Source organism: Streptosporangium sp. NBC_01639, from assembly GCF_045209755.1.
GTDB lineage: Bacteria > Actinomycetota > Actinomycetes > Streptosporangiales > Streptosporangiaceae > Streptosporangium.
The window spans coordinates 8317828-8332840 of the sequence record NZ_CP109272.1; the positions used below are offsets into that span (position 1 = coordinate 8317828).

General features: G+C 70.8%; 15 protein-coding genes. 11 read left to right on the top strand and 4 right to left on the bottom strand.

Features of this window, described 5'->3' with window-relative positions:
• Positions 1 to 16: 16 nt before the first annotated feature.
• From OHA77_RS37815 to OHA77_RS37825, 3 genes are all read left to right on the top strand, one after another.
• Positions 17 to 976 (top strand): FKBP-type peptidyl-prolyl cis-trans isomerase, encoded by a 960-nt coding sequence (locus OHA77_RS37815; protein ID WP_326823408.1) that lies wholly within the window; start codon positions 17 to 19, stop codon positions 974 to 976.
• A gap of 87 nt (positions 977 to 1063) precedes the next feature.
• On the top strand, positions 1064 to 1702 hold the full coding sequence (locus OHA77_RS37820; RefSeq protein ID WP_406313959.1) for a helix-turn-helix transcriptional regulator: 639 nt from the start codon (positions 1064 to 1066) through the stop codon (positions 1700 to 1702).
• A 43-nt stretch (positions 1703 to 1745) separates the two neighbouring features.
• On the top strand, positions 1746 to 2228 hold the full coding sequence (locus OHA77_RS37825) for a DUF3291 domain-containing protein (RefSeq protein ID WP_406313960.1): 483 nt from the start codon (positions 1746 to 1748) through the stop codon (positions 2226 to 2228).
• Here the strand turns inward: OHA77_RS37825 and OHA77_RS37830 are convergent.
• Entirely contained in the window at positions 2174 to 3286 is a 1113-nt protein-coding gene (locus tag OHA77_RS37830; protein ID WP_406313961.1) for a DUF3866 family protein, read from the bottom strand. The genes OHA77_RS37825 and OHA77_RS37830 overlap by 55 nt on opposite strands.
• A 57-nt stretch (positions 3287 to 3343) precedes the next feature.
• Between OHA77_RS37830 and OHA77_RS37835 the strand changes: the two genes are divergently transcribed.
• From OHA77_RS37835 to OHA77_RS37870, 8 genes are all read left to right on the top strand, one after another.
• Positions 3344 to 4300 carry a WYL domain-containing protein gene (locus tag OHA77_RS37835; protein ID WP_326823404.1) on the top strand — a complete coding sequence of 319 codons (957 nt, stop codon included), beginning with the start codon at positions 3344 to 3346 and terminating at the stop codon, positions 4298 to 4300.
• 88 nt (positions 4301 to 4388) lie between these two features.
• Complete coding sequence (locus OHA77_RS37840; RefSeq protein ID WP_406313962.1) at positions 4389 to 5345, top strand: helix-turn-helix transcriptional regulator; 957 nt, start codon at positions 4389 to 4391, stop codon at positions 5343 to 5345.
• 51 nt (positions 5346 to 5396) lie between these two features.
• Entirely contained in the window at positions 5397 to 5585 is a 189-nt protein-coding gene (locus OHA77_RS37845) for a hypothetical protein (RefSeq protein WP_406313963.1), read from the top strand.
• A gap of 66 nt (positions 5586 to 5651) precedes the next feature.
• The gene (gene tatA / locus OHA77_RS37850; RefSeq protein ID WP_406313964.1) at positions 5652 to 5975 is read left to right on the top strand and encodes a Sec-independent protein translocase subunit TatA; all 324 of its coding nucleotides are present in this window, start codon (positions 5652 to 5654) and stop codon (positions 5973 to 5975) included.
• A 47-nt stretch (positions 5976 to 6022) separates the two neighbouring features.
• Positions 6023 to 6922 carry a twin-arginine translocase subunit TatC gene (gene tatC / locus OHA77_RS37855; protein ID WP_406313965.1) on the top strand — a complete coding sequence of 300 codons (900 nt, stop codon included), beginning with the start codon at positions 6023 to 6025 and terminating at the stop codon, positions 6920 to 6922.
• Positions 6923 to 6939: 17 nt separating this feature from the next.
• Positions 6940 to 7815 (top strand): diacylglycerol kinase, encoded by an 876-nt coding sequence (locus OHA77_RS37860; protein ID WP_406313966.1) that lies wholly within the window; start codon positions 6940 to 6942, stop codon positions 7813 to 7815.
• 172 nt (positions 7816 to 7987) lie between these two features.
• Complete coding sequence (locus tag OHA77_RS37865) at positions 7988 to 10717, top strand: DEAD/DEAH box helicase (protein WP_406313967.1); 2730 nt, start codon at positions 7988 to 7990, stop codon at positions 10715 to 10717.
• A gap of 116 nt (positions 10718 to 10833) precedes the next feature.
• Positions 10834 to 11040 carry a hypothetical protein gene (locus tag OHA77_RS37870; protein ID WP_326823397.1) on the top strand — a complete coding sequence of 69 codons (207 nt, stop codon included), beginning with the start codon at positions 10834 to 10836 and terminating at the stop codon, positions 11038 to 11040.
• 165 nt (positions 11041 to 11205) lie between these two features.
• Here OHA77_RS37870 and OHA77_RS37875 read toward each other — a convergent pair whose 3' ends face one another.
• From OHA77_RS37875 to OHA77_RS37885, 3 genes are all read right to left on the bottom strand, one after another.
• On the bottom strand, positions 11206 to 12642 hold the full coding sequence (locus OHA77_RS37875; protein ID WP_406313968.1) for an RNB domain-containing ribonuclease: 1437 nt from the start codon (positions 12640 to 12642) through the stop codon (positions 11206 to 11208).
• A 125-nt stretch (positions 12643 to 12767) separates the two neighbouring features.
• Positions 12768 to 13679, bottom strand: coding sequence for a 5'-3' exonuclease H3TH domain-containing protein (locus tag OHA77_RS37880; protein WP_406313969.1), 912 nt, complete (start codon positions 13677 to 13679; stop codon positions 12768 to 12770).
• Between the two features lie 9 nt (positions 13680 to 13688).
• Complete coding sequence (locus OHA77_RS37885) at positions 13689 to 14924, bottom strand: PP2C family protein-serine/threonine phosphatase (RefSeq protein ID WP_406313970.1); 1236 nt, start codon at positions 14922 to 14924, stop codon at positions 13689 to 13691.
• Positions 14925 to 15013: the final 89 nt, after the last annotated feature.

Here is a 15013-nt window from a genome sequence, read left to right on the forward strand (position 1 = left end):
TGTTAAAGGGATATCTATGCGCCGCCGCAGCCTGGCCGTACTGGCCTCAGTGCCTCTGTTGTTCGCCGCCGCCTGTGGTTCGGGAGGCGATGCCGGCACCGCCTCGGGCGCCGCCTCCGGCAGCCCCGCCGGCGGTGCCTCGGCACTGAAGGTGACCGGAGCGCCGAACGCGAAGCCCAGCGTGGCCTTCCCCGCGAAGGTCGTCGAGACCTCCTCCTACCAGGTGATCACCCCCGGCACCGTCGGTGCCGCCGCCAAGGAGGGCGGCAGCGTGGTCGCCAACTTCACGGTCTTCACCTGGGACGGCAAGGAGAACAAGCAGACCGGCTCGACCTACGACGAGGGCGGCCCCCAGCTCATCACGATCAACCAGGAGGTCCCGGAGATCCTGCGCAAGGGGTTCACCGAGACCAAGGGCGGCGGCAGGTTCCTGTCCGTCGTGGCCAAGGACTCGGTGCCCGCCGAACAGCAGGCGCAGGTCCCCGCGGGCCAGTCGCAGGTCTTCGTGGTCGACGTGGTCGGCGTCCCCGAGGGCAAGGCGGCCCAGGGCACCGCGACCGACCCGGGCCTCAAGGGCGTCAAGGTGGAGAACCCCGGTGGTGACGCCGCGCCCAAGCTCACCACCAAGACCAAGGAGAAGGCGCCCAAGAAGCTCGTCGCGGAGACGGTCATCAAGGGCAGCGGACCGGCGGTCAAGTCCGGCCAGTCGATCCTGGTCCAGTACGCCGGGAAGATCTGGGGATCGGACGTCGAGTTCGACAGCAGCTGGTCGCGCGGCGGCCAGCCGATCATGTTCCAGATCGGCACCGGCAAGGTCATCAAGGGCTGGGACGAGGGCCTGGTCGGCGTACCGGTCGGCAGCCGGGTGCTGCTGAGCATCCCGCCGGACCTCGGTTACGGCAAGCAGGGCTCCGGCGACAAGATCAAGGGCACCGACACCCTGGTCTTCCTCGTCGACGTCGTCGCCGCCTACTGATCGGACCTTCTCCCGTCCCGCGCCGGGGCGTGTTCCGTGGATCCCCGCCGTGCCGGGGGCCACGGAACGCGCCCTAGAATCCCGGCTGTGAGCGGTGATGACCTCGGTGCGGTGGCACTACTGCAGGATCCGGTACGGCGGGCCGTCTATGACTACGTCGCCTCTCAGGGCCGTGAGGTGGGGCGTAACGAGGCCGCCGAGGCGGTGGGGGTGCAGCGGACCCTGGTCGCGTTCCATCTGGACAAGCTGGTCGAGGCCGGACTGCTGGAGTCGGGGTTCAAACGTCTGACGGACAGGTCCGGGCCGGGTAGCGGTCGTCCGGCGAAGGTCTATCGCAGGGCGCCGGGGGAGTGGCAGGTCAGCGTCCCGGCGCGGGACTACCGGACGCCGGCGCGGGTGCTGGCCGAGGTGGTGGAGCTGCTGGGCGCCGACGAGCAGGCCGAACACGCCGCGCGGCGGGCGGGCGCCGGGCTCGTCGCGCCGGGCGACGACCTCGGTGAGGTGCTGCGGCGGCGCGGTTACGAGCCCTACGAGGAGGACGGCCGCCTGCGGCTGCGCAACTGCCCGTTCCGTGTCCTCGCCGAAGAGCATCCGCTGCTGGTCTGCTCGATGAACCTCGCGCTCTGCGAGGGGATCCTGGCCGGGATCGGAGAGGGGGCCGCGACGGCCCGGCTGGACCCCAGGCCGGGTGAGTGCTGTGTCTCCTTCTCCGCGGAGAACTTCTAAAAATAATGATTATTGACATAGAAGGGGCCGGGATGGTCTGCTGATGACCATGCACCTGGCTCAGCTCAACGTCGCCCACATGCGCGCGCCCAAGGAATCCCCCGAACTCGCCGACTTCATCGCGGCGCTCGAGCCCATCAACCAGATCTCCGACACGGCACCCGGCTTCGTATGGCGGCTCAAAGGCGGTGACAGCCCGCAGGACACGGTCGAGCACGACTACGGCGACCATCTGCTGATCAACTTCTCGGTGTGGGAGTCGCGCGACACGCTGTGGGACTTCGTCTACCGCAGCGCCCACCTGGGCGTCCTGCAGCGGCGCAGGGAGTGGTTCCTGCGCGCGGCGGAGCCGTACACGGTGATGTGGTGGATCCCCGAGGGGTACACCCCGACGCTGGAGGAGGGCATGGGCCGCCTGGAACTGCTCAAGGCCGAAGGCCCCACCCCGCAGGCCTTCACCTTCAAGGATTTCTACGAGAGCAGCGAGGCCGCGTGGCGGCCGGCGGCGGCCGAGGTCAGGAAATAGGCCAGGTCCTCGTCCAGGCCCCGCCCCATCGTCGACAGCCGCACCGGGGAGCCCAGGAGCGCCTCACGGAGCCCGTCCACCGAGACTCCGACCAGCTCGTGCCGGACGGCCAGCGGCTCCGACTGCTCGGCCACCCGACTGCCGAAGTCGCCCGGCAACTCCGGCACGACGACCTGGGCGGGGGCCAGGGCGACCCGGCCGTAGGCGGTCAGCGAATGATGGGAGACGCCGATGTGGCGCTCGCGCCGGTCGCCCTCGCTGATCCGCAGCGCCGCGACCGGGCGTCCCTGAAGGACGGCGGCGGCGTTGACCGCCTCCCCCGCCGAGACGCCGGAGAAGCCCCAGCGGGTGCCGGTGCCCAGGTTGCCCGGACCCTGGGTGACGATCGCCACGTCGGCGTCCAGCACGTGCCTGGCGGCCAGCAGGCCCGTGTGCGGGGTGACCGCCTCCACGTCGCCGCCGAAGGCCTGGCCCACCGTGACCACCCCGCACAGCCAGCCGGCCTCCTTCAACCGGGCGCACGACATGGAGAACCAGGCGGGCAGGGCGCCGCCGTCGAGCATCACGTAGGCGACCCGCGGGATCCCGGGTTCCCGCTCCTGGTCGCCCCTGTCCCCGGGCGCGCTCGGCGGACGCGAGCCGTACAGGCCGCACAGGATCGCCGGAAGCGCCGAGTGCAGGTCGGCGACGATCACCGGCATGCCGTCCAGGGAGTCGGCCTCGCGCAGCACCTCGTGGAAGGGCGAGTCCTGCTCGTCGGCGCCGAGCACGGTCGTCTGCAGCGGGGTGTAACGTGCCTTCACCAGGTGTCCGGGACCTTGCGGATCTTCTGGCAAACGGTCGGGAAGTGCCACCACCATGGCGTAACCTCCCGTACCGAGGCCCATCGCGAGCGCGGTCGTGTTGAGCAACACCACGTCGCCGGGCTCCGGGCGTCCCACCAGGGCGGGATAGGCCAGCGCTCGCGCGTTGCCATCCTCGGTGGTGACGTCGAGCTCCACCGCCCCCGGCCATTCGCGCCGGATTCGTACGACCTCGCCCCTGCGCCATCTGATCACGCGGGGAAGAGTAGCGTCACCTGGACGTAGAGTCATCTGAACAGGGAGGGAGGCCGGATGTCGCGCCGGAAGACCGAGCGGTTGCTGAACCTTGTGATCTGCCTGCTCGCCACGCGGCGGCCGCTCAGCGCCGAGCACATCCGTCAGGCGGTGCCCGGCTACGACGCCGCCAACGACGAGGCCTTCCAGCGGATGTTCGAGCGCGACAAGAACGAGCTGCGCGAGATCGGCATTCCGATCGAGGTCTACAAGGACCCGTGGGAGGAGGATCCGGGCTACCGGATCGTCCCGCAGGCCTACGAGCTGCCGGAGATCACCCTGGAGCCCGACGAGGTGGCCGTGGTGGGCCTGGCGGCCCAGGTGTGGCAGCGGGCCAGCCTGGCCGAGGCGGCCAGCGGGGCGCTGCTGAAGCTGCGCGCCGGGGGAGTGGAGACCGACGAGGCGGGCGGGATGCTCGGCGGCGCGCTCGAACTGCGGGTCGACACCCAGGACCCCGCCTTCCCCGCGCTCTGGGAGGCCGTGCGCGACCGGCGCGCGGTCCGTTTCGCCTACCGGGCGGCGGCCAGCGAGAGCGTGCTGACCCGCACGGTGGAGCCGTGGGGCGTGGTCAGCCGCCGGGGCCGGTGGTATGTGGTGGGCCACGACCGCGACCGCGACGCGGCCCGCGCGTTCCGGCTCAGCCGGATCAGCGGCCAGGTCACCCCGGTGGGCCGTCCCGGGACGGTGGTGGTGCCCGAAGGGGTCGACATCAAGTCGATGGTCGGCTACCACGAGCTGCCGGTCTCCGAACGCACCGCGCTCATCCGGGTCCGCGAGGGCACCTGCCAGGGGCTGCGCCAGGTGGCCGGGGCCGTACGGCCCGGAACCGGCGGGTGGGACGAGCTGGACGTCGTCTTCAGCGATCCCGAGCGGCTGGCCGGGTGGGTCGTCGGCTTCGCGGCCGACGCCGAGGTGGCCGGACCGCCGGACGCGCGCGACGCCGTGATCCGCAGGCTGAAGGGGGCCCTGACGTGAGGGGCGCTCGGCGGGGCGGCCGCGGGCCGTGCACGGGGGAGTCGCATGGGGGAGAGCGGTGCGTCGCGGGCGCGGAACGGAGTGAATCATGAGTACGGCCGACCGGTTGCCCCGGTTGCTGGCACTGGTGCCCTACCTGATGTCGCATCCCGGGGCCCAGGTGCCCGAGGTGGCGAAGATCTTCGGGCTCAGTGAGAAGCAGCTCATCGACGACCTGCAACTGGTGTGGATGTGCGGGCTGCCCGGACACACCCCGGGTGACCTGATCGACGTGTCGTGGGACGGCGGCGAGATCGTCATCGACAACGCCGACACCATCGCCCGCCCGTTGCGGCTGGGTGTGGACGAGGCCAGCGCGCTGCTGGTGGCCCTGCGGATGCTCGCGGAGATGCCCGAGTTCGGCGAGCGCGACGCGCTGGCCCGGGTCATCGCCAAGTTCGAGCAGGCCTCGGTGGAGGGGGCGGCGGCGGTCAGCAGCCAGGTGGCCGTCGAGGTGGACGCCACCCCCGACGCGCTGCCCACCGTGAACGAGGCGTTGCGGCGCGGCAGGCGGCTGTCGCTGCGCTACTACGTGCCGGGCCGCGACGAGGTCACTCCGCGCGAGGTCGACCCGATGCGCCTGGTCGTGGTGGACGGCCGTTCCTACCTGTCCGGCTGGTGCTACCGGGCCGAGGCGGTGCGGCTGTTCCGGCTCGACCGGATGCTCACGGTCGAGCTGCTCGACGTGGCCGCGGATCCGCCCGCCGGCGCCGTGCCAGAGGAGGTCACCTCGGGGGTGTTCCGGCCCTCCCCGACCGACGAGCTGGTGGAGCTGGAGCTGACCCCGGCCGGCCGCTGGGTCGCCGAATACTACCCGTGTGACCAGGTGGAGGAGCTGGGCGAGGGCCGCCTGCGGGTGGCGCTGCGGGCCCGTGACCAGGGCTGGCTGGTACGGCTGGCGCTGCGCCTGGGCGACACCGGGCGGGTGCTCTCCCCCGACTCGCTGGCCGAGAGCGTGCGGGAGGCCGCGTCTTCGGCGCTGAGTCGTTACGCCTCGGCCCCCTGAGGGGGCTCCTCACGCGTCGGCCGGCTGACCGCCAGGTTAAGATCTCACGACATGGGCTGGATCTTCGCCGCCGTCGCGCTGGCTTTCACGGGACTGCTCGTCCTCGGATCCCTGGGCTTCCGCGTGCTGCTGGCCGCCCGTGGGCTGGGCCGGGAGGTCGCCCGGACGCGCGGCCGACTGGAGTCGGTGCGGGTCCCGTCCGGCCGCGGTGCCAGGACAATACGTGACCCGAAGGGATGAGTCTGTGCTCCGGGCAGCGTACGATCGTGACGAGAGATTGCATGTCGCTCGGCTTAAGGATGTGTCATGCCCAACCTGGGACCTACTGAGCTGATCATCATCGGGTTGATCCTGGTGCTGCTGTTCGGTGCCAAGAAGCTGCCGGACGCCGCTCGCGGACTGGGCAGGTCACTGCGGATTTTCAAGGCGGAGACCTCCAAGCTTCACGACGACCCCGACGCCCAGACGACCGCGACGGCGACCGTCCAGGCGCAGCCCCAGCCCGCCGCTCCGGCTCCGCAGCCGATCACCCCGGCCGCGCCCACGCTGTCGGCCGAGGAGCAGGCCCGTGCCCTGGAGGAGCAGGCGGCCCGGCTGCGGGCTCAGGCAGGTGCTCCGAAGCCCCAGTAGGCTTCAGTCCACCCTGATCAACTCACTTCTCGGACCGGGACTCGCGAATGGCGCTGCTGAAATGGCCCAAACCGGGCCGTAACGGGTCGGTATCGCCCGACGACTCGGCCGAGGGCCGTATGCCGCTCATGGCTCATCTCCGTGAGCTGCGCAACCGGCTGATCATCGCGCTGCTCGGGCTGGTCGTGGGAATCGTCATCGGATTCATCTACTTCGATCCGATCTGGAAGTTCCTCGAGGAGCCGTACTGCGGGCTGCAACAGGCCCAGCAGTTGCGGCCCGGGCAGTGCACGATGCTCATCCTCGGCGTCTTCGACTCCTTCTTCGTGAATCTGAAGGTCGCGGCGATGTTCGGCCTGGTCGTGTCGTCGCCGGTGCTGCTCTGGCAGATCTGGGGCTTCGTCACCCCCGGCCTCTACCGCAACGAGAAGCGCTACTCGGTCCTGTTCATGCTGCTGGCCGTCCCGCTGTTCCTCGCGGGTTCGGCCCTGGCCTACTTCGTGATGGACACGGGCCTGTCGATCCTCCTCGGATTCGCCCCGCCCGGCACGCTCACCAGCCTCACGATCGACGAATACCTCAGCTACGCGCTGATCATGATCATCGTGTTCGGCATCTCCTTCGAGCTGCCACTGCTGATGGTCTTCCTGAACATCATCGGAGTCCTGCCGCACGCGCTGGTCGCCAAGCACCGCCGTATGGTGATCTTCATCATGTTCGTCTTCGGGGCGGTCGCCACCCCGGGCGGCGACCCGTTCACGATGATCGCGCTGGCTCTGCCGATGGTCATCCTGTTCGCCTTCGCCGAAGCCTTCATGTATCTGCGGGAGAGGCGCCTGCCGAAGGACGAGGACTTCTCCCAGCTGGCCGACGACGAGGCCTCACCCCTCAAGGACGAGGCTTCTCCTCTCGATTTGGGCACGACGGATGTCGATACCAACCGATAGGCGATAAGTTCCGGTCTGTGCCCGGAGAGATCGCTGTTCTCGTCAATCCAGCCGCCCGTGGCGGCCGCTCACGCGGTCTGCTCGCCCCTGTCCTCGACAGGCTCCGGCAAGGCGGCGCGGAGGTCTCGGTGATCGTCGGAGAGTCGCCGGACGACGCCCTGGAACGTGCCTGCACGGCCGTCGCCGAAGGCCCGGACGCGTTGGTGGCCTTCGGTGGGGACGGCCTGGTCCACTTGGCGGTCCAGGCGGTCGCCGGCACCGATGTCCCGCTGGGCGTCATCCCCGTGGGGACCGGCAACGACATCGCCGGCGCGCTCGGCCTGCCGAGGAAGGACACCCTTGCCGCCGCCGACGTCGTGCTCAGGGCCGAGTCCCGCACGATCGACGCCGCGAAGATCGGCAGGGACGAGTGGTTCGCCGGTGTGGTCTCCTGCGGGTTCGACTCCCGGGTGAACGAGCGGGCCAACCGGATGACCTGGCCGCCCGGTATGGCGAAATACCTGGTCGCGCTGGCCGAGGAGCTCCGCTCCTTCCGGCCGGTCCCGTTCCGGATCGACCTGGACGGTGAGATCCTCGAGCAGGAGGCCATGCTGGTCGCGATCGGCAACACCCGTTCCTACGGCGCCGGGATGCGGGTCTGCCCGGCCGCGGTCCCCGACGACGGCCTGCTGGATGTGACGGTGCTCGGCGCCATGCCCAAGGGCGAGTTCCTGCGCACCTTTCCCCGGGTCTACCGGGGCACCCACGTCACCCACCCCGCCGTCGTGACGAGACGCGCCCGCCGGATCACGTTGGAGGCCCCGGGCGTGGTCGCCTACGCCGACGGCGAGCGGGTCGGACCGGCCCCGTTCACCTGCGAGATCGTCCCCGGTTCGCTACGCGTGTTCACGTAGCCGGCGGTCGCCGCGACCGCCGTCCGGGTCCGGGCAGGACGGCCCGCGCCGGGCGCCGGCCGCGGGCACGGTGGGGCACGTCTGCCGAGGTCCGGCCGCCGTGCGGAACCCGGTCGGGCCGCGGAGCGTACGACGGACGGACCGGAATCCCGATATCGGTAGGGTGGAGGCTATGACGACCCCAGCGGAACGTTACGCTGCTTTCCGTCAGGGCCAGGCTGACAGTGGGCCGGCGCTGACCTCGTTCCGCGGTCTGTACGACTTCGAGCTGGACGACTTCCAGCTCGACGCCTGCCGGGCGCTGGACGCGGGCGATGGGGTCCTGGTGGCGGCCCCGACCGGCTCGGGCAAGACCGTGGTGGGCGAGTTCGCGGTGCACCTGGCCCTGGAACAGGGCCGCAAGTGCTTCTACACCACCCCGATCAAGGCGCTGTCCAACCAGAAGTACAACGACCTGGTCAGGCGGTACGGCTCGGCGAAGGTCGGCCTGCTCACCGGCGACAACAGCATCAACGGCGACGCCCCGATCGTCGTCATGACGACCGAGGTGCTGCGCAACATGCTCTACGCCGGGTCCGGCACCCTGGCGGGGCTCGGCTTCGTGGTCATGGACGAGGTGCACTACCTGGCCGACCGGTTCCGCGGCGCGGTCTGGGAAGAGGTGATCATCCACCTGCCCGAGTCGGTGCGGCTGGTCGCCCTGTCGGCCACCGTCAGCAACGCCGAGGAGTTCGGCGAGTGGATGGGCGAGGTCCGCGGCGACACCAGCGTCATCGTCGACGAGCACCGTCCCGTCCCGCTCTGGCAGCACATGCTCGTCGGCAACCGTCTCTACGACCTGTTCCTGATGGACGAGGAGGGCCGCCGGCCGCAGGTCAACCCCCACCTGGTGCGGATCGCCAGGGACGAGGAGCGCCAGTCCTACGGCAGGGGCCGGCGCGGCTACTCCCGCCCGCGCCGGTCGGCTCCGCCCGACCGGGCGGTGGCCGTCGAGCGCCTCGACGCCGGCGGCCTGCTGCCGGCGATCACCTTCATCTTCTCCCGTGCCGGGTGCGACGCCGCCGTCGAGCAGTGCCTGCACGCCGGCATCCGGCTCACCACCGACACCGAACGCCACCAGATCCGTCAGATCGTCGACGAGCGCACCGCGCACCTGCCGGACGAGGATCTGGCCGTCCTCGGCTATCTCGAATGGCGCGACGCCCTCGAACGCGGCCTGGCGGCCCACCACGCGGGCATGCTCCCCGCCTTCAAGGAGGTCGTCGAGGAGCTGTTCACCCGCAACCTGGTGAAGGCGGTGTTCGCCACCGAGACCCTCGCGCTGGGCATCAACATGCCCGCCCGCTCCGTGGTGATCGAGAAGCTCGACAAGTGGAACGGCGAGACCCACGCCGACCTCACACCTGGCGAATACACCCAGCTCACCGGCCGGGCAGGGCGGCGTGGTATCGACGTGGAGGGCCACGCGGTGGTCCAGTGGCAGGCGGGCATGGACCCGCTGCAGGTCGCCGGTCTGGCCAGCACCCGCACCTACCCGCTGCGCTCCAGCTTCCGCCCCTCCTACAACATGGCGGTCAACCTGGTCGGTCAGGTGGGCAGGGAACGCGCTCGGACGCTCCTGGAGTCCTCCTTCGCGCAGTTCCAGGCCGACCGCGCGGTGGTCGGCATCGCCAAGCAGGTGCGCCGCGCGGAGGAGGCCCTGGAGGGATACCGCGAGGCGATGACCTGCCATCTGGGCGACTTCGAGGAGTACGCCGCGATGCGCAGGGCGCTGTCCGACCGGGAGGCCGAACTGTCGCGCCAGCGCGGTGCGGCCCGCAGGGCACAGGCGCTGCGCTCGCTGGAGGCGCTCAAACCCGGTGACATCATCCGCATCCCCGGAGGCCGCCGCGCCGGTCTGGCCGTCGTCCTCGATCCCGGCCTCAACTCCCGGGGCGAAGGCCCCTCGCCGCTGGTGCTGACCATCGGCAAACAGGTCAAGAAGCTGTCGCCGGTCGACTTCCCGGTCCCGGTCGAACCGGTCGAGCATCTGCGCATCCCGAAGAACTTCAACTCACGCTCGCCGAAGGAACGGGCCAACCTGGTCGCCTCCGTGCACGCCAAGATCGGCGACCGTGACTTCGGCAAACCCGTCAGGGCACGCGACCACGCCGCCGAGGACGAAGAGATCAACCGCCTGCGCAAGGCGATCCGCCAGCATCCCTGTCACGGCTGTGACGAGCGCGAGGACCACGCCCGCTGGGCCGAGCGTTACTACAAGCTGCTGCGCGAGACCGAGGGGCTGCGCCGCCGGGTCGAGGGCCGTTCCCACGTCATCGCCCGCACCTTCGACAAGGTCTGCGCCGTCCTCGACCAGCTCGGCTACCTCGACGGCGAGCACGTCACCGCCGAGGGCCGCCGGCTGGCCCAGATCTACACCGAGCTCGACCTGCTCACCGCCGAGTGCCTGCGGTCCGGGCTCTGGGAGGATCTGGACCCGGCCGAACTGGCAGCCGTCGTGTCCTCCCTGGTCTTCGAGTCCAGGCAGGCCGACGACGCCCGCCAGCCGAGGATCCCCGCAGGCGGCGCGCAGCAGGCCCTGGGAGACATGGTCCGTCTCTGGGGCGAATTGGAGTCGATCGAGAGCGACAACGGTCTGTCCTTCATCAGGGAGCCCGACCTCGGGTTCGCCTGGCCGGCCTTCCGCTGGGCCAAGGGCGGCAACCTGGACGCCGTGCTGAGGGACGGGGTCAACGGATCCGAACTGGCGGCCGGTGACTTCGTCCGCTGGGTCAAGCAGCTGCTCGACCTGCTCGGCCAGATCGCCGACGCCGCCCCCAGGAGCAGCAAGGTCAAGCAGAACGCGGGGAAGGCGATGGAGGCGCTCCGGCGCGGGGTGGTCGCCTACTCCTCCCTCACCTGAGCTCTCCCGGCTCGGGGGCACGGACCAACTGACCGCCCGGTCAATACCTTGTCACGGTTGGTGCGCGCAACGTCACCTCAGGGGCCGTTTCCGGGGTTTCCGCCGTGGACATCCTCATGGCGGAACCTTTTGGACCCCTGCCCAAGGAGGTAGGAATGTTCGCCCTGGTCGCCGCACTCCTGTTCGCACTCGCACTGATCTTCCAGCTCGCCGGCGTGGCCGTCGGCAGCGTCGTGACCGTCGCCACCCTCGTCCTCCTGGGCCTGGTCGCGGTCGCGTTGCACCTCGCGGGTGTCGGCACGGGGTGGAGCCTGAAGAGGTAAGTCGCCACTCTCCCGTGGCCGAGGCCGCGTCCGTGCCCCCGGACGCGGCCTCCTGACGCTCGGCCCGTCGGGGTCCCGCTGCGGCGGGCCGGCGCACCGAGGCAGCCGAGCCGAGCCGGGTGGGCACGGCACCACCGGACCGGATCGTCTGAGGCCCTCAGACGACTACCGAGAGTCGAAGACGGTGAAGCGGACCTCACGGGTGGCCGGGTCGGCGCGGGTCAGCCGCACCTGGACCGGCTTGCCCAGTTCGAGCCCCTCGCCGTCGCAACGGGCCACCACCGCGGGATCGTCGATCTGCACCTGCCCCGACGCGTGCCCGTCGTCCACGTCGATCACCACCGCCTCGAACGTCTGGCCCACCCGCTCCCGCAGTACGAACGCCTCCACGAGGTCCACACACGCCCGCTCGACGGCGCTCGCGCGCCGTCCCGTCGTGTGCATGATGCCGGGCAGTTCGCCCATGGCCTTCTGGATCTCCTCGGGAACCGGTTCGCCCGCCGCGACCGACAGGCAGATCTCGGTGGCGTAGCGGTCGATGAGGCGGCGCAGCGGCGCGGTCACGTGCGCGTACGGCGCGGCCACCGCCGCATGGTCCGCCTGCGCGGGTGGTTCGCCGTTGAAGGCCACATATCCGGCCCCGCGCAGCAGGACCGTGGACTCGTTCAGGAAGGCCACCTGTCCGGGGACCTTCGGGTCGAGCCCGTGCACGACGTCGCCGTAGGCGGTGTTCTCCGGCCACGGCACGCCGAGCGCGGCGGCCACCCGGCGGACCCGGGCGACCTGCTCGGCCGGGGCGGGTGGGAGCACCCGCAGCAGGCCGATCTCGGCGTCCAGCATCATCGAGGCGGCGGCCATGCCGGTGAGCAGCGAGATCTGGGCGTTCCAGGACTCGGCCTGCAGAGAGGCGCGCAGCTCCACCCGGTAGCCGCCGGAGACGGGGACGACCTCCTGCTCGGGCTTCGGCAGGGTGACCCCGCCCCTGGCCCGTTCCAGGGCGAGCCGGAGCCGGCCGATCTCGGCCAGCAGCCGCAACGTACCGTCGGCGGTGCCGGTGTCCACCGCCGCCTGCACGTAGTCGTAGTCAAGCCGCTCCCGGCTGCGCACCAGAGCCCGGGTCACGTCGGCGCCCACGGTCTGACCGTCGGCGTCCAGGTCGACGCACCACAGCGCGGCAGGTCTGGTCACCCCCGGCAGCAGGCTGGCGGCGCCCTCCGACAGGATCGCCGGATACAGCGGCACCCGGTGGTCGGGCAGGTGGACGGTCTCGCCGCGGCTGCGCGCCTCGGCGTCGATCGTCCCGCCCGGCCGTACGAATGCCGCGACGTCGGCGACGGCGTACCAGACGCGGTAGCCGCCGGGGCGCTCCTCCAGGTGCATGGCCTGGTCCAGGTCCATGGACCCGGGCGGATCGATGGTGATCAACGGCAGGTCGGTCCGGTCCAGCGTGGGCAACGCGGGCACCTCGGCGACCCACTCGGCCTCGTCGGTCACAGCGCGGGGGAACCCGGCCGGCAGCCGCAGCTCCCGGCGGATCCGTTCGAACCCGTCGTCGAGCCGGGGATGGGATGCTCCGGGCACCCGAATGCTCTTGGCAGGCACGGCAGTCAACCTACCGCCCCTCTGCCGCGCCCGCCCCACCTGACGGCTCTTCCGGGCAGGTCACGGGCTGGGTGGCCGGCCGCCCGGAGGGCCGGATACCCAGGCCGGACCGGGACGGCGGCGACTCAGCCCGCGGACGTCTGCGCGAGTGCCTCGGCCAGCCGGCCCAGAGGGCTGACCAGGCCGTAGCGTTCGGCCAGCGCGGTGATCGCCTGGGGGTCGCGCGCCCTGCCGGGAAGGGTGAGATCCAGCTCCGGGATCGGTACGTCACGGACGACCTGGACCACCGCTGGGGCGACCCGGAGGTAGTCACGGGCCGCGCTCAGCTTGGCGCGCTGACCGGCGGTCAGGTCGCCGCCGGAGTCCACGGCTCTGAGCAGTGCCTCCAGTGAGCCGAACCGGGTGATCAACGTGGCCGCGGTCTTGTCGCCGACCCCCGGCACGCCGGGCAGGCCGTCGCTGGGGTCGCCGCGCAGGGTGGCGAAGTCGGCGTAGGAGCGGCCGGGGACACCGTATTTGGCGGCCACGACGCCCTCGTCGACGAGTTCGAGGTTCTTGACCCCCCTGGCTATGTAGAGGACCCGGATGGGCTGGGCGTCGTCCACCAGCTGGAACATGTCCCGATCTCCGGTGACGATGTCGACCTGCCCCTTGGCCCGGACGGCGAGCGTGCCCATCACGTCGTCGGCTTCGTAGCCGGGCACGCCGACGCGGGCGATGCCCACCGCGTCGAGCACGCGCTCGATCACCGGAACCTGCGGGGCGAGCGTGTCGGGGATCTCCTCGACGTCGCCCGAGGCGACCCGGTGCGCCTTGTAGGTCGGGATCGCCGAGACGCGGAAGGCCGGACGCCAGTCGGCGTCCATGCACGCCACCAGCTCGCCGGGGGAGTGCTGCCGGACCAGCATGGCGATCATGTCGATGAGACCGCGGACCGCGTTGACCGGCATCCCGTCGGGAGCGGTGATCGACTCCGGCACTCCGTAGAAGGCGCGGAAGTAGAGGGAGGGGGTGTCGAGAAGCATCAGCCCAGGCATGCCGACCATTTAACCAAGCACTCCTCGACCAAGCACTCCGATCGCGAGCACGCAGGTGTCGTCTTCGGGGTTGGGGCCGCCGACCGCCTGGATCAGCCGGTCCAGCCCCGTCTCCAGGTCGTCTCCGGTGAGGTCCGCCGCCGCCGTCAGGGCCAGGGCGAGCCCCTCGTCGATGTCGCGGGACCGCCGCTCGATCAGCCCGTCGGTGAACAGCAGCAGCAGATCCCCCGCCAGCAGCTCCACGCTGGCCGGTTCGTACGGCACCGTGAGCGTGGCCCCCAGCAGCACCCCGCTGGGCGGATCGAGCTGGACGGCCACCCCGTCCCGGATCAGGATCGGTGCGGGATGACCGGCCTGGCTCCAGGTGAACAGGCCGGTGGCCGGATCGAGGTGGCCGATGAGCGCGGTCGCGGTGGTCTCCGCCAATCGGTGGATGACCAGGACGTTCAGCCAGGTCAGCAGTTTGTCGGAGGACTCGCCCGTCATGGCCAGGCCGACCAGCGCGTGCCGGAGGCGCGACATCTGGGCGATCGCGGGCAGGCTGTGTCCGGCCACGTCGCCGATGGTCAGCACCACCCGGCCGTCGGGCAGGACGGTGGTGTCGTACCAGTCGCCGCCGAGGCCGCCCGTCTTGCCCGCCGGGATGTAACGGACATTGATCCGCGCATTGGGCAGGTCGGCGGCGTCCCCGAAGTCGGGCATGATCGCGTCCCGCAGCGCCCCGGTGAGGTGCCGCTCCTCGGCCGCCTGTTCGCGCACCTCCAGAAGCTGGCGCCGGGACTCGGACACGACCCGCTCGGCGCGGCGGCGGCCGGTGATGTCCTGGATCACTCCGTGCACGGCGCTGTGCCCACCGGCCGTCACGAGGTCCAGGGCCGCACGCAGGTTGCGGACCTCTCCTCGGCGGTGGATGCGGAACTCGGCCTGTCCGGCCGCGGCGCCGTGCACCACGGTCCGGAGCAGCCGGTCCAGCTCTGTCCGGTCGGCCACGTCGACATGGCCTGCCAGGTCGCGCAGGTGGATGGGGCCCTCGTCGGGATCGCGGCCGAAGATGGCATAGGTCTGGTCGGACCAGGCGGACTCTCCGGTCTGGAGGTTCCACTCGGCCCAGCCGAGGTCGCCGAGTCGCTCGGCGCGTGCCAAGCGCGCGGTGAGAAGTTGTCGTTCCACGGCCATGTGCTCGTCCAGCTCTCCGCGCAACCGCTGCACCATCTCTGCCGCGGTCAGCGGGGCGGAACCGGTCACGTGGTCGTTTCGTGGGTGGAGGGGGGGCTGGTGGCCGCCCACTACGCCGACCATGTAGCTCGCTCTCAAAATGTGGGGTCGTACGGACA